This is a genomic window from Streptomyces sp. CNZ301 (assembly GCF_004217425.1).
In genome coordinates this window covers 1,494,572-1,509,172 of sequence record NZ_SHLG01000001.1, presented here as the reverse complement: position 1 = coordinate 1,509,172, position 14,601 = coordinate 1,494,572, and the positions used below count along the sequence as shown (strand labels likewise).

At 73.5% G+C, this 14,601-nt stretch carries 13 protein-coding genes; 7 read left to right on the top strand and 6 right to left on the bottom strand.

Features of this window, described 5'->3' with window-relative positions; all coding sequences use genetic code 11:
• Positions 1-6: 6 nt before the first annotated feature.
• From EV375_RS06630 to EV375_RS06620, 3 genes are all read right to left on the bottom strand, one after another.
• The gene (locus tag EV375_RS06630) at positions 7-2,073 is read right to left on the bottom strand and encodes a DUF2264 domain-containing protein (protein WP_130298622.1); all 2,067 of its coding nucleotides are present in this window, start codon (positions 2,071-2,073) and stop codon (positions 7-9) included.
• Entirely contained in the window at positions 2,070-3,086 is a 1,017-nt protein-coding gene (locus EV375_RS06625; protein ID WP_130298621.1) for a hydroxyacid dehydrogenase, read from the bottom strand. Before EV375_RS06625 ends, EV375_RS06630 begins: the two co-directional genes overlap by 4 nt.
• Before the next feature lie 244 nt (positions 3,087-3,330).
• The gene (locus EV375_RS06620) at positions 3,331-3,978 is read right to left on the bottom strand and encodes a hypothetical protein (RefSeq protein ID WP_130298620.1); all 648 of its coding nucleotides are present in this window, start codon (positions 3,976-3,978) and stop codon (positions 3,331-3,333) included.
• A 230-nt stretch (positions 3,979-4,208) separates the two neighbouring features.
• On the opposite strand from EV375_RS06620, the gene EV375_RS06615 reads away from it, so the two are divergent.
• Complete coding sequence (locus EV375_RS06615; RefSeq protein WP_130298619.1) at positions 4,209-5,342, top strand: sialidase family protein; 1,134 nt, start codon at positions 4,209-4,211, stop codon at positions 5,340-5,342.
• On the opposite strand, the gene EV375_RS06610 is transcribed toward EV375_RS06615, so the two are convergent.
• Complete coding sequence (locus tag EV375_RS06610) at positions 5,293-6,357, bottom strand: winged helix-turn-helix domain-containing protein (RefSeq protein ID WP_130298618.1); 1,065 nt, start codon at positions 6,355-6,357, stop codon at positions 5,293-5,295. The genes EV375_RS06615 and EV375_RS06610 overlap by 50 nt on opposite strands.
• A 273-nt stretch (positions 6,358-6,630) precedes the next feature.
• Between EV375_RS06610 and EV375_RS06605 the strand changes: the two genes are divergently transcribed.
• The 3 genes from EV375_RS06605 to EV375_RS06595 all read left to right on the top strand — a co-directional run bounded on the left by EV375_RS06605 (position 6,631) and on the right by EV375_RS06595 (position 8,663).
• Entirely contained in the window at positions 6,631-7,362 is a 732-nt protein-coding gene (locus EV375_RS06605; protein ID WP_130298617.1) for a hypothetical protein, read from the top strand.
• Between the two features lie 121 nt (positions 7,363-7,483).
• Entirely contained in the window at positions 7,484-8,194 is a 711-nt protein-coding gene (npdG, locus tag EV375_RS06600; protein ID WP_130298616.1) for an NADPH-dependent F420 reductase, read from the top strand.
• A 244-nt stretch (positions 8,195-8,438) separates the two neighbouring features.
• A complete protein-coding gene (locus tag EV375_RS06595) occupies positions 8,439-8,663 on the top strand; it encodes a hypothetical protein (RefSeq protein WP_055488564.1) in 225 nt (74 codons plus the stop codon).
• Here the strand turns inward: EV375_RS06595 and EV375_RS06590 are convergent.
• A complete protein-coding gene (locus tag EV375_RS06590) occupies positions 8,647-9,450 on the bottom strand; it encodes a site-2 protease family protein (protein ID WP_130298615.1) in 804 nt (267 codons plus the stop codon). The two genes, EV375_RS06595 and EV375_RS06590, sit on opposite strands and share 17 nt — an antisense overlap.
• Positions 9,451-9,741: 291 nt before the next feature.
• Positions 9,742-10,608 (bottom strand): 3-methyl-2-oxobutanoate hydroxymethyltransferase, encoded by an 867-nt coding sequence (panB, locus tag EV375_RS06585; protein WP_130298614.1) that lies wholly within the window; start codon positions 10,606-10,608, stop codon positions 9,742-9,744.
• 228 nt (positions 10,609-10,836) lie between these two features.
• Here panB and EV375_RS06580 point away from each other — a divergent pair, with 228 nt between their 5' ends.
• From EV375_RS06580 to EV375_RS06570, 3 genes are all read left to right on the top strand, one after another.
• Entirely contained in the window at positions 10,837-12,432 is a 1,596-nt protein-coding gene (locus EV375_RS06580; RefSeq protein WP_130298613.1) for an MFS transporter, read from the top strand.
• A gap of 194 nt (positions 12,433-12,626) precedes the next feature.
• Complete coding sequence (locus EV375_RS06575) at positions 12,627-13,247, top strand: TetR/AcrR family transcriptional regulator (RefSeq protein WP_130298612.1); 621 nt, start codon at positions 12,627-12,629, stop codon at positions 13,245-13,247.
• Positions 13,248-13,527: 280 nt separating this feature from the next.
• Positions 13,528-14,568, top strand: a complete 1,041-nt coding sequence (locus EV375_RS06570) for an endonuclease/exonuclease/phosphatase family protein (RefSeq protein ID WP_130298611.1) — start codon at positions 13,528-13,530, stop codon at positions 14,566-14,568.
• Positions 14,569-14,601 lie beyond the last annotated feature (33 nt).

Below are 14,601 nucleotides of genomic sequence, written 5' to 3'. Positions count from 1 at the left end.
ACCTGGCTAGGGGGCCGGGGAGGTGGTGACCTCGGCGGAGTGCGGCGTGAAGGCGATGCGGGTGAGGGAGCCGTCGGTGCTCCAGCGGATCGCCGCGGAGGTGTCGTCGGCGGAGACGAGCACGGCGGCCCGGTCGAGCGGGGCCGGGTCCCCTCCGAGCCCGGAGCTGTCGCCCGGTGGGAGTGTGGCGAGGGCGGCGAAGAGGGCGCTGCCCTCGGCGTCGCCCGTGAGCGCCGGTACCACGGCCCACCGGGTGAACGCGGTGCCCTGCGGTGCGCGAAGCGTGGCCGGAGCGTTCCCGTCCCAGCCGTGCAGGCCGTACATCGAGTGCGATGCTTGCGGTGCGTGCGCGGCGGGGTCCTGCGGGTCGGTCTCGTGCGGCCCGTGCGCCTCGAACGGTGCGTGCGCCTCGTGACCGGGCAGGCCCGTCGCCCAGCCCGTCAGCCGCACGCGCGTCCCCGGGGCGGCCCCCGTCACGCGGTGCACGCGCAGTTCGAGGCCGCCCCGCGCGTACGTGAGGCTCTGCACGCGCAGGCCCGGCACCATCGGGCCTCCGGAGGGGAAGACCGGTGTGTGCCAGGACGCCGCCCAGCCCCACGTTCCGTCCCCGGCCGCGGCGGTGCCCATGGGGTGGATGCGTACGCGGGAGCTGCGGACCGGAGTGCCGTCCGGGCCCGGGACTTCCACGGCGAAGTGGTTGTCGGGCACGTTGCCGGCGGCCGTGGGGCCGGTACGTGTGGAGTAGGCGAGCCGCGCGTACAGCGGGTCGGCCGCCCGCGCGGCCTCTGCCTCGTGCGGCGGCACGTGATCGCTGCCGTGGTTGTGCAGCCGCACCGGCCCGTCGCCGCTCGTCTGGATCAGCAGTCCGGCCGACGGCAGTGCGACCGCACGGGCCGGGCCTTCGCTGGGGGCCGGCTCCTCGCGGGCGGTCCACAGCGGGTCGTCCTCGGGTACGAGCAGCGGCAGCAGGCCCTTGGAGGCCCAGTACGGGGAGGCGGGGCCGGAGTAGTCCTGGACCGTGGCCTCGTGCGGGCCGTGCCAGCCCAGCGTCAGCAGGCCGTCCCGGCTGACCGCGCCCCGGTCCAGGAAGTAGCGAACGGACCCGCTCAGCAACCGCCTGGAGACGCCGGGGGAGAGGGGTGTGTGCCCTGTCAGCGCGCCGAGGGCGACCGCCGCGTTCGCGGCGAAGCGGTAGGTGAGGGAGCGGCCGAAGTGGAGGGGTGCGCCGTTGCCGTCGAAGAGCAGGGAGAAGCCGTCGAGATGGGCGCGGAGCCGGACACCATGACGGGCCGACTCCGCGGAGTCCTGCGCGAGATGGGCGTGCAGCAGCGGATACAGGTGCAGCGCCCAGCCGTTGTAGTGGTCGAAGGCGCGGCCGTCCCCGTCCGAGTACCAGCCTTCGCCCGCGTACCAGCTGTCCAGCAGTTCCAGCCCGCGCCCGATCGCCCGACGCGTCTCCTCGTCGCCCCGGCCCGCCGATTCCAGGAACCCGGCCACCGTGAGAGGGAAGAGATACCAGTTGTTGGGTGCGGGCACGTGGCGCAGCGCGCCGCGCAGCCATTCCTCGGCACGGTCCTGCACGGCCTCGTCGAGACGGTCCCACAGCCACTCGCGGGTCAGCCGCAGCCCCAGCGCGACGGACGCCGACTCCACCATCGGCTGGCCGTAGACGGTGTGGTCGAGGATCCGCGGCCAAGACTCCTCGTCGTCCCGTCCGGGTGTGCGGGTGCCCGCCGCCAGTCCGTCCGCGTACCGCTCCAGCAGGCCGTGCGGGTCGGTGCCCCGCGCACCGGCGACGCGGAAGGCGGCGGCGAGGAGAGTCCGGGCGTAGCCCTCCAGCCCGTCGGAGCGCACACCCGTGCGGGAGGGGCGGCCCGGCAGGTCGAGCATCGCGCCGCGCGGGGTGGCGAAGCGCCGGGCGGCGTTCAGCAGGCCGTCGGCCGTGGCTTCCCAGTGGGCGCGGGTCCAGCCGGTGAAGGGGCTCGACTCCCTGTCCTCCGGCGGCAGTCGGAAGGGAAGCCCGGAGAGGGGCCGGAGGGGGGCCGCCCTCCGGCCGGCAGCGGTCCTGGTCATGCGAGGAACTCCAGCCTTTCGCGTCGTACGGGGTGGGCGAAGCCCTCGCCGCGGGCCCAGCGGGCGACTTCGGAGACGGTGAGGTCCGCCAGCCGGCGCAGCTCGTTGCCCAGGGAACCGGCGATGTGCGGGGTGATGAAGGCGTTCTCGCAGTCCCACAGCGGGTGTTCGGGCGGCAGCACCTCCGGCTCCGTCACGTCCAGCACCGCGCGGATGCGGCCGGCCTGCACGGCCTCGGTGAGCGCGTCCTGGTCGAGGACGGCGCCGCGCGCGGTGTTGACGAGGGTGGCGTCCTGCCGCATGGCGGCGATGAGCCGGCCTCCGACCAGACCGCGGGTCCCGGGCAGCAGCGGCGTGTGGACGCTTACCACGTCGCACTCGGCGAAGAGCCGCTCCAGGGGGACGAGGCGCACACCGAGCGCGGCGGCCTCCTCGTCCGTGACGAACGGGTCGTGGAGCAGCACCCGGAAGTCGTAGGGGCGCAGCAGCTCGATCACGCGACGGCCGATCAGGGAGGCGCTGAGGATTCCCACGGTGCGGCGGTAGTTGCCCATGCCGGGACGGTCGTGCAGCCAGTCCGTGCGTGCCCGCGCGGAGGCGTAGTCGCGGGCCGTCTCCAGGACGCGCTTGCCGCTGAGCAGGATCATCGCCACCGTGTACTCCGCGACCGGGAGGGCGTTGGCGGCGGCCGCCGAGGAGACCTCGATGCCGCGCTCCCAGCATGCGTCCGTGATGTGCCCGCGCACGCTGCCGGCGGTGTGCGCCACCGCGCGCAGGCGCGGGGCGGATGCCAGCACGGCCTCGTCGAGGGGTGGGCAGCCCCAGCCCGTGATCAGCAGCTCGGTGGCGGGCAGCACTTGCCGTGCCCGGTCGCCGCCGAGGTCGTGAAGGGCGGGGAGCGGTGACGGAGCGGTCAGTCCGGCGAGCTCCGCGAGCACGTCGTCGTGGAGGACGGCGCGGGCAGCGGCGGGATCCATGGCGAGGGCCGCACGGGGACGGCGGTGAGGGGGCATCTGTCTCCTGCGCTGGCGGGTACGGCGCGGCGGGGCCGGCAGTCCGAGCCTGCCCCGTGCCGGTCCGGAGCGCCAGATGCCCGGGCGGTCGTTCGGGCGGCGGGAGCATTGGGCGCCGGGGGAGAGCGGCCGGGCAGCGGGAGCCGGCCCGTCCCGGTGGCCGGTGCGCTGCGGTGGCCGGGCCGCTGCCGGGCCCGGGGCCGCCGCCGGGACCGCTGTCGGATCCCCGCGGAGGCGGCCGCCCTCACCAGCGGGTGGGCGGCGGCGCGGAGAGCTGTTCCGCTATGCGGGAGAGGCGGTCGCGGAACGAGCGCCGCGAGCCGGCCGCCGGGACCCCCGGAGCTCCGCTCGGGCCGCGCCGCCCCTGGAAGGTCTCGCCGGCCGCCGCGCTCACCAGATGCTGGACCATCTCGATGTCGACCTCGGCGGCGTCGGCGCTCAGCGCGTCGTGCGCGATGCCCTGGAGTTCGGTCAGGGCGCCTGCGCTGCCGCCCTCGTCCAGTGCCAGCACCGTGGCGCCCGCCCGGCGTGCGTCGTGCACGCGTTGCAGCAGCTCCGCGCCCGGCTCGCCCGGGGACACCACCAGGACCGTCTCCCTGCGCCCCGCCGCCTCGATCCGGCCCAGTCCCGCGGAGAGATGCGCGGGAGCGGCGGGCGGTACGCGGTGCCGTACGAGCGTGGGGGACAGTTCGGGCTGCCCGGACCAGGCGGCCTCGTCGTCGAGGTGGGCCGCCAGGTGCCACGGTTCGTACGTCTCGGTGCCGACCAGCAGCAGACCGCCGCGGTGCGGGGTGACGGACGTGCGCAGCGAAGCGGCGAACCGGCGTGCGGACTGCACCCATTCCGTCCCCGCGAGCACTTCCCGCAGATGTGCCACTCGTACTGCATCCATTGCCCGGCATGATGCCTCAACAGCCCCTGTGCGACGGGCGATTCGGCTGTGGTCACCCGTACGGATGTGGCTGGGGGCACCGGCCGGAGGCTCTGGGGAGAGGGAGGATGCGCCCTCCTGTGACGCGCACCCGGCTGTTCATCTCCCGTTTCATTGACGCTCCGTTGCTGCGTGCTTACTTTCGGGCATCAGTCGACTCCGTTCCCGAGCCCGGAAGTTGGGAGCCGCTCATGCCGTACGAGACCTCCGTGCCGTTCAGTTCGGGAAGCGACGGCTATGCGAGCTTCCGCATTCCCGCGTGCGTCCGTGCACCCGACGGCGCACTGCTCGCGTTCGCCGAGGGGCGGGTGGACTCCTCGAGCGACACCGGGCACATCGACATCGTTGCCCGGCGCTCCGGCGACGGCGGGCGAAGCTGGGGGGCACTGAGCGTCGTCGCGTCGTACGGGACGGGCACCGCGGGCAACCCGTCGCCCGTCGTGATCCCCGCGGGCGAGGGGGAGGGCTGCCTCACGGGCGGTCGTATCGTCCTGGTCTTCGTCACCAACGCCGCCGACGCGACCGAGTCCCGCATCCGCCGCGGTGAGGTCACGGCCGAGGACGGCCGCCGCGTGTGGGTGCAGCAGAGCACGGACTCCGGGGTGAACTGGTCCGCGGCACGCGAGATCACCCCGTCCGCGAAGCTGCCGCACTGGCGCTGGTACGCGACGACACCGGGCCACGCCCTGCGGCTGGAGAGGAGCCCGTACGCGGGGCGCCTCGTCGTTCCGGCGAACCACTCGCTGCCGCCGGAGGGCGGGGACGACGGCACTCACGGGCGCTACAACGGCGGCCACGACCTGCTCAGCGACGACGGCGGCGAGACCTGGCGCATCGGTTACACCGACGACAACCCCGACGGCTGGGTCAACGTCAACGAGACGACGGCGGCCGAACTCCCCGACGGCCGCCTCTACTTCAACACCCGCACCGAAGCGATCGCCCCCGAGCACCGCGCCGACGCCCACTCCGGCGACGGCGGCGAGCGGCTGCTCGCCCCGTTCGCCCCGCAGCCTCAGCTGACCGCGCCGGTGGTCGAGGCGAGCGTGCTGCAGCTGTACGACCCGGAGGTGCTGGTCTTCTCCGCGCCGGGCCACCCCGAGGAGCGGCGGGGCATGACTCTGCGCGCGTCCACCGACGGCGGCGTGAACTGGCGGGCCGTGCACACGGTGGACGACCGGCCCGCCGCCTACTCGGACCTCGTGCGCGTCGACGAGGGCACGCTCGGCCTGCTCTACGAGACGGGGGACGAAAGCCCTTACGCGACGGTGACGTTCAGGCGGATACCCGTCGGTGAGCTGGCCGGCCGGCCGGACGCTCCCTGACGTTCCCTTCCTCCGGCACCCGCCCGGGTGGCGGAGGGGCGGGAGCCGAGGACTCCAGCAGCAGCTCCGCGCCCAGCGGCGTGAGGCTGTGGCGGCTGACCCGGCCGTGGCGCTCGGTGCGCACCAGGCCGACGCCGCGCAGCACCGTGGTGTGCTCGCTCGCGGAGGCGGGCGAGAGGCCGGTGCGGCGGGCCAGTTCGCCCGTGGAGACGTCGTCGGCGATCACCTGGAGCACCGCTGCGCGGCTGTGCCCGAGCAGCGCCGCGAGGCCGTTCTGCGGTCCGGTCATGCGGTGGCGGGGCAGCGGGTCACGGGTCACCTCGTAGTACAGCGTGGGCTGTTCGTCGTCCGGGTCGCACGGCACGTACGAGGTGAACGCGGACGGCGCGAGCAGCAGCCCCCGCCCGTCCAGGTGGTAGTCGAACTCCCCGCCCGGCATGGCGATCTCCAGCACCCGCGGGCGCCACCGCATCCCGGGGCGGAGCGTGCTGAGCACCTCCTCGATGCCGCCGTCCCGCAGCCGCCGCGTACGCGCGGCCAGGTCGGCCGAGAGCACGGCAGCCAGGCCCGGCCAGTACGGGGCGACCGCGGCACGGTGGTAGTCCCGTACGGACGCGGCGAGCCGGGCGACGGTGTCGCGGTCGCCGTCTGCGAGACGGCGCGTCCAGCGCGGCAGGCTCCGCCGGGTGGCCAGGTGGTCGAGTTCGGCACGCAGCACTTGGCGGGGAGTCGCCAGCAGCCGCTCCAACTCCTCCTCCAGCGTGCGCAGTCCGCGCTGCGGACGCAGGAAGCCGGGCAGCGGATGCTCGGGCGCCGTCGGCAGCAGCTCGGTGAACGGGGTGGGCCCGCACGCCAGCCGGGGCCGCACCGCCCGCCGCCACAGGTCGAGTTGGGGTGAGCCGGGGGAGTGCGCGAGCCGCAGGGTGCTGAAGGCCGTGGTCGCGAGCGGACTCGAGGGGCCCGCGAAGCGGACGCGCGTCAGGTCGGTCAGGGTGAAGTGGATGCGCAGCGTCATGCGGCTCCCCCGAGGTGTGAGGCCCCTTACGGAGCGTGCGTCGCGTGGTGCCGGTCATGATGCCGAACGGACGGCACTGCCCACAGCGTTACCCCGGCGCGGGCCGGTGGCCGGCGGCGGACGCCGACCCTTCGGTCATCGCCGAATCGTCTTCCGGGGCTCGCGGGCCGCGCGCCACGGTGGGTCCCGCGGCGCTGCTCGCCGCCAGGAGTGACGGCGGGAGCCGGCCGTCGGCACACGGGACCGGCCGTCGGCACACGGGAGGGGACCGGGATGACGCGGAGACGGGGGGAGCCGGGGAGGCCCCGGCCCGAGGCGGCGGAGGCCCGCACGGGGCGGCTGCCGAACGGGGGAGCGCCGCGCCGGAGGCCGCTGCACAGGAGCGTCGTGGTGGTGCTCGCGGCGTGCGCCCTGACGGCGACCACGGCACCGGAGAGCAGCGCGGCGACGCCTCCGTCCGTGGGGGAGCGGCCGGCGGAGCGGACCGCGGCGGTGGCCCGCTCGGGGGGTCCGGTCCCCGGGGGCCTGCGCGGGCCGGTGGTCACGCATCCGGTGCAGGAGGAGGTCGACCACCCGGCGGGGGAGGTCTGCCCGTTCCCGGCGCACGCCGAATTCCCGGTCGACGACCTGACGTTGCGGACCTGGTACGACGGGAAGGACCGGCCGGTCTTCGCGACGGAGAGCGGACCGCTGGTGATGGTTGTGACGAACCTCGCCACCGGGCGGAAGGTCACCCGCGACATCTCCGGCTCGGGCACCATCACCTACCTCGGCGCCGACTCGTACATCCTCAGCGGCGGCGACTGGGGCGCGGGCTTCCACACCTCGGACGGGCCGGTGCACAACAGGTGGATCATCAGCCGCGGTTCGATGTCCGTGCAGATCACGAAGGAGGGCGGGACGTCGTCACGCACGCTCCTCGATCTGCGCGGCCCGTACGAGGACCTCTGCGAGACGCTCGGCCGGGACGGTTCCGCGCGGCCGGGCACCGGGTCCGCGCGCTGAGCCGCCGGGCCCGGTGCACGCCCGGCGGACGCGCGGGGCTCCGCGTGCGCGTCGCCTACGTGATCACCTTCACGGCCGGGAGTGAGGCGCGGCGGGTGCGCCGGGTGGCAGGATCCCCCGTATGACTTCCTCCGCATCCGCATCCTCTTCGCCCGCACCCCGGAAGGACCCCTGGGACCTGCCGGACGTCTCGGACCTCACCGTCGGTGTCCTCGGCGGCACCGGCGACCAGGGCCGTGGCCTGGCCTACCGGCTGGCGCAGGCGGGCCAGCGCGTCGTCATCGGATCGCGCGCCGCCGAGCGGGCCGAACAGGCCGCGCAGGAACTGGGCCCCGGCGTGGAGGGCGCGGAGAACGCGGAGTGCGCGCGCCGTTCGGACGTGGTGATCGTCGCCGTGCCGTGGGACGGGCACGCCCGGACGCTGGAGGCGCTCCGCGAGGAGCTGCGCGGCAAGCTCGTCGTGGACTGCGTGAACCCCCTCGGCTTCGACAAGAAGGGCGCCTACGCGATCCGTCCCGAGGAGGGCAGCGCCGCTCAGCAGGCCGAGGCGCTGCTGCCGGACTCCCGGGTCACCGCCGCGTTCCACCACCTCTCCGCGGTGCTGCTCCTGGACGCCGCCGTCGAGAAGATCGACACGGACGTGATGGTGCTCGGCGAGGACAGGGAGGACTGCGCGGTCGTTCAGGCGCTCGCGGGCCGCATCCCGGGCATGCGGGGCGTCTTCTCGGGGCGGCTGCGCAACGCGCACCAGGTGGAGTCGATCGTGGCCAACCTCATCTCCGTCAACCGGCGTTACAAGGTGCACGCGGGCATCCGCTTCACCGACATGTGAGCCGTGTGCGGCCCGGGGACGGGGGCACAAGCCCGCCGGGGGAATGGGGGAGAATGGGTGAAGCGGTCGGTCCGCGCCCGGCAGGCACCGGACGGCACGGCCGCTCGCACCGCGCACCGAACACCTGATTCCCGCGCCGGGGCCGCGCGCCGGCCGGGCGCACCGCACGCTCGGTACCGGCCGGGCAGCACCGCCCGTTCCGTACCGCCGTCCCCCGCCGCACCGTCCGACTGGAGCCGCCCGCATGTCCGCCCCCGCCGTCTCCCCTCGCTCGTCGCGGGGAATCGCCCGCTACGCCACCGTCCTGTGCGCGCTCGCCGTGATCGCGGCGGTGCTCTCGTTCGTCAAGGGCAGCTGGCTCGGCGTCGTATGGGTGCTGCTGGCGGGCCTCGCCTCCAACATGGCCTGGTACTACGGGCGCAAGGCCCGCCGCGCGTCGGCCGCCCGCGAGGCTACGGCTGCGGAGTGACGGAGAGCTCGGGCTCGCCCTGCCAGAAGCGGAAGTAGTCGTAGCCGTAACCCACGTCCAGGTCCGTGACGTTCAGCACGCCCATGACGTGGCCTATCCCGTCCCAGAAGACACCGTTGACGGCCGGGACCCACAGGAAGCCGAAGACCATCAGCAGGCCGAAGGGCGCGAAGGGCTCCGCCTGCCGGCGTGCCGCGGGCGAGAGCCACGGCTCCAGCACGCCGTAGCCGTCCAGTCCCGGTACGGGCAGCAGGTTGAGGATGGCCGCCGTCACCTGGAGCATCGCGAGGAACGCGAGCGCGTAGCGGAACGCGAACGGCACCTGCCCCATCGCGTCAAGCCAGAACGGGGCCGTCAGCACGGCCGCGAACAGGGCGTTCGTGGCGGGCCCCGCGGCCGAGATGAGGCTGTGCCGCCAGCGGCCGCGAATGCGGCCGCGTTCGATGTAGACGGCGCCGCCCGGCAGTCCGATACCGCCGAGGACGACGAAGACGACGGGCAGCACGATGCTCAGCAGGGCGTGCGTGTACTTGAGCGGGTTGAGCGTGAGATAGCCCTTCGCGGCGACCGAGGTGTCGCCGCTGCGCAGCGCCGTGTGGGCGTGTGCGTATTCGTGCAGGCACAGCGAGACGATCCAGCCCGACACGACGAAGAAGAAGACCGCCACGCCCGTCACCTCGGCCAGCCCCGACCAGACCGCCCAGCCGGAGACGCCCATGACCGCGGCGAGCCCGAGGAAGACCGGGCTGATGCGGTGGTGGTCGGGGTGGGTGGAGACGCTGGTCATGGGGTCAGACCGTACCCGGAGCGTGACGGGGCGGGCCAACGGTCCCGTGCCTTGCGGGAGTTCGTCCCGATGGCGACCGGAAGGTCCTGGAATGCACCTCCGGCGCGTCGTCGTGCCGTACGTCCCCGGGCCCCGGCCCGCGCTCGTCCGTGAACGGGGCCGTCCGGCGCGGGAAACGCACGGGACGGCCCGGCTCACGCGGCATGCGGCCGCCGACGGGGCCCGGCGGCCTGGTGGCCCGGTGTCCGGGGACCCGGCGTCGTCGCGGAACCGGCGCCGTCGAACCGGCCGTCAGGCGAAGCTGTGCCGCTCCTCGGGGAAGTCGCCCGCGATCACGTCCTGCGCGAACTCCTTCGCCGCGTCGCCGAGGGTCCGGCGCAGCTGTGCGTACTGCTTGACGAAGCTCGGCACGCGGCCGGCCGTCATCCCCGCCATGTCCGTCCACACCAGTACCTGGGCGTCGGTCTCCGCGCCGGCGCCGATGCCGATGGTCGGCACGTGCAGGGAGCGGGTGACCTCGGCGGCGAGTCCGGCCGGAACGGCTTCCAGCACGACCGCGAACGCGCCTGCGTCCTGTACCGACTTGGCGTCGCGCTGCAGCTGCTGCGCCGCCTCCTCGCCGCGGCCCTGCACCCGGTAGCCCATCGCGTGCACGGACTGCGGGGTGAGGCCGACATGGGCCATGACCGGTATGCCGGACTGCACCATCAGCTCGATCTGGTGCGCCGACCGCTCGCCGCCCTCCAGCTTCACCGCACCGGCTCCCGCCTCCTTGACGAGCCGGGTGGCGCTGCGCAGCGCCTGTACGGGGCCTTCCTGGTACGTGCCGAAGGGGAGGTCCGCGACGATCAGGGCCCGTTCGGTCCCCCGCACGACCGCGGCGGTGAGCATGGTCATCTCGTCGAGGGTCACCGGCACCGTGGTCTCGTAGCCGAGGTGGCAGTTGCCCATGGAGTCGCCGACGAGCAGGACGGGGATGCCCGCCTCGTCGAAGACGGAGGCCGTCATGGCGTCGTAGGCGGTGAGCATGGGCCATCGCTCGCCGCGGTCCTTCGCGGAACCGAGGTCGCGGACGGTGACGCGGCGGTTGCGTACGCCGCCGTAGAGGGCCGCGGGCTGCTTCTTGGAGGGCCCGTCCTGTTTCTGCGCATCAGACATGGCTGAACGCTCCTGTGTGTTTGTCGTCTCGAGGCGCCCTGACGGCGTCCCCGGATACGTCCCCTAGGCGTTCGCCTGGGGAGGCCCCTGTGGCTTCGCCTGGGGAGACCCCTCCATGCTGGCACGCGCCGTCGGCCGAAGGAAGAGAACGATGGAGAGGGGGAGCGGGAGGGCCGCCCCTATCCGATACGAGACGGCCTCGTATCGGAATGCGGTAGAGTCCCGGTCATGAGTTCCCCCGTGCCCCAGAACGTGCACCGCCGACGCTGGGTGATCCTCGGCGTGCTGATGCTGAGCCTGCTGATAGTCGTCCTGGACAACTCGATCCTCAACGTGGCGATGAAGACCATCGCCCAGCCATCGCCGACCGGACTCGGCGCGAGCCAGAGCGAGTTGGAGTGGGCGATCAACTCCTACACGCTCGTCTTCGCCGGGCTCCTCTTCACGGCGGGCCTGCTGGGCGACAGGCTGGGGCGGCGGCGGGTGCTCCTCTTCGGGCTCGTCGTCTTCGGCCTGGGCTCCGTCCTCGCCGCCATGGCCACCTCGCCGGACCAACTCATCGCGTTCCGTGCCGTGATGGGCTTCGGAGGCGCGTTCGTCATGCCCTCCACTCTCGCCATCCTCATGAACGTCTTCGAACGGGACGAGCAGCCCAAGGCCATCGGCATCTGGGCGGGCGGTGTCGGGCTCGGCATCGCCGTCGGCCCCGTCACGGGCGGTGTGCTGCTGGAGCACTACTGGTGGGGCTCGGTCTTCCTGGTCAACGTGCCGATCGTCCTCGTGGCTCTCGCGGCGATGGTGCTGGTGGTCCCCGACTCCCGCGACCCGCGGCCCGGGCGGCTGGACCCGCTGGGCGTGCTGCTGTCCGTCGCCGGTCTGGTGCTGCTGGTCTACGGGATCATCAAGGGTGGCCAGCTCGCCGACTTCACCGACCCCGAGGTGCTGTTGCCCATGGGCGGGGGAGTGGCCGTCCTGGCCGCCTTCGTCTTCCACGAGCGGCGCAGCGACCACCCCGCCATCGACGTCACATACTTCCGGAACCCCGCGTTCTCCGCGGCCGTCGCCGCCATCGCCCTGGTCTTCTTCGCGCTGATGGGCGTGACGTTCTTCGCGGTCTTCTACATGCAGAGCGTGCGCGGCTTCTCGGCGCTGGAGGCCGGGCTGCTGATGACCCCGCTCGCCCTCGCGCAGATCGTCTTCGCGCCGCGTGCGCGGCTGGTCGTGGACCGCTTCGGAGCGAAGACCGTCTGCGCCGCCGGGATGGTGCTGGTGGGGGCGGGTATGGCGGCGTTCCTGTTCTTCGGCCGTACGACGCCGGTGTGGGCGCTGGAGGTGGTCTTCTTCGTCCAGGGCACGGCGATGGCGCACATCATGCCGCCCGCCACGGTCTCGATCATGCAGTCGCTGCCGCGTGAGAAGGCGGGATCGGGGTCGGCGGTCAACAACACCTTCCGGCAGGTCGGCGGCGCCATGGGCGTGGCCGTGCTCGGTTCGCTGCTCTCTGCTCGCTACCGGGAGGGCATCGAGGGCCGGCTGGCGCAGCTGCCGCTGCCGGAGGGCGCGCGGCACGCCGCCGCCGAGTCGATCGAGGGGACGCTCGCCGTGGCGTCCCGACTGGGACCCGCGGGCCGGGAGTTGGTGGACCCGGCCAAGGACGCCTTCATCGACGCGATGCACGTGACGGTGCTCGGCTCCGCCGCCGTGGCGCTGCTGGGCGCGCTGGTCGTCGCCCTCTGGCTGCCGGGCAAACCGCAGGCGCGGACGGGCGAGGCCGGACCGCCGGAGCAGGACGAGACCAACACGCCGGTCGGCGCCGGGCGTTGACGGGAACGCGAGCGGTTGTCAGGCGGCGGATGGGCCGGGCCGTGACAGAATCGTGCGCCCCGGCCGGCAGTTGAGAAGTGGCCTCGGGCGGCGTCCGCCGGCCCGGCAGCGCGACCGCGGCCGCGGCCCGCGACGGAAGCGGCCCGAAGCCCGCGAAGGACCGGGCGGAAGCCCGTGACCGAAGGAGTGCCACGATGAATCCGACGCCGCCGGCGTCCGGCACCGCGCCCGTGCGGCGGGGCCGCCCGCGAAGCGAGGCGGCGGAGCGCGCCATCATCGAGGGAGTGCTCCGGCTGCTGGAGGAGGGCACGTCCATCGACGCCCTGTCCATCGAGGGTGTCGCACGGGTCGCGGGAGTCGGGAAGGCGACCGTCTACCGGCGCTGGCCCGGCGGCAAGGACGAACTGCTGCTGGCCGTCGTCGACGCGCTGGAGGAGCCTCCGGCCACGCCGCGCGGCGAGTCCGTACGGGACGATCTCGTCACGCTCCTCGAGTGGTACCGGCGGGTGGGGATGGCCAAGCGCCAGTCCGCCGTCCTGCGCACCATGACGAGCCACGTCAAGAGCCACCCGAAGCTGTGGCAGCAGTACCACGACAGCGTCATCAAGTCGCGCCGCGAGACCCTGCACGGCGTGCTGCGGCGCGGCGTCGCCTGCGGCGAACTGCGCGACGACATCGACCTGGGCCTGCTCGGAGAGCTCTTCACCGGGCCGATGCTCACCCGTACGGTCCTGCACGAGGGGAAGGATCTCCCCGAGGGGCTCGCCGAGCAGATCGTCGACTCCGTGCTGGACGGGGTGCGCCCCGGCGGGTGAGCGCGGACGCTCCCGCCACCACGGTCGCCCGTGTACGTGGGGCGGCGGGCGCGGGGGAGCGGGGTTCTCCGCGGCTGTGTGCGTGATCCGTCACAGCTTCCGCGGACCGGCCCCGGGCAGGAACCTCACCTGGCCGGGTGCTCGTCCTGCACGACACATGGGGATTCCCCCAACCCGCCGTGGCGGAAAAGGGGGTTGTGCGGGACATTCGCCGGACGGGAACTCCCCGTTCCGCATCACCTATGGTTCGACAACAACGGCAAGCGAGTGAGGACAGCGGATGGCACGCGCGTACATGGCGGAGGCCTCGAAGACTTCCGGCGAGCGGCACGGGGCCGGATCCCGGTCCGGCCGGTACGGGAGTTCCGCGCCCCGGGTGTTCGCCGGCTGGGGCGGGCCGGGCGCGTGGCGTCGCGGCTGGATCCTCGCCGCGCTCGCCCTGCTGCTCGGCCTCGCCCTCTTCCTCCACTCCGAGGTGCCCAACACCATCGGCAACCTGGGCTCGCTGTGGGAGACCTTCCTTCCGTGGGGCGGCGCTCTCGTGCCCGTGCTGGCGCTGATGGCGCTGCTGCGCCGCTCCGTGATCGCGCTGGTGGCGCTCGTGCTGCCTGCCCTCGTGTGGCTGAACCTCTTCGGCGGCCAGTTCACGGCCAAGTCCGGCACGGGGGGCGATCTCACCGTCGTCACGCACAACGTCAACGCGAGCAACCCCGACCCGGCGCGCACCGCGCGTGAACTCTCCGGCTCCGGAGCCGACATCGTCGCCCTGGAGGAGGTCGCGGGAGCCCAGGCGGAGCAGTACGACAAGGAGCTGGGCGGCGCGTACCGCCATCACAAGCGCGTGGGCACGGTCGGTGTGTGGAGCAAGTACCCGATGCGGGACGCGCGGACCGTCGACATCAAGATGGGCTGGCCCCGGGCGATGCGCGCCACAGTGGCCACGCCCAAGGGCGACGTCGCCGTGTACGCGGCCCATCTGCCGTCCGTGCGGCTGGAGTTCGCCTCCGGTTTCACTGCCGGGCAGCGGGACGACAGCGCCGAGGCGCTCGGCAGGGCCATAGCGCAGGACGGTACGGGCAGGAAGGTGCTGCTCGGGGACCTCAACGGCACCATGAACGACCGCGCCCTCGCGCCCGTCACGTCCCAGATGCGCTCGACGCAGGGCGCGGCGGGAGACGGCCCGGGCTTCAGCTGGCCCGCCTCGTTCCCGACGACACGGATCGACCAGATCATGGTGAAGGGGCTGGAGCCGGTCGCCTCCTGGTGCCTGCCCGCCACCGGCAGCGACCACCTGCCGGTGGCGGCCTCCGTCGACTTCTGACGCAGGCGGGTGGCGCTCTTCACACGCGCCCCC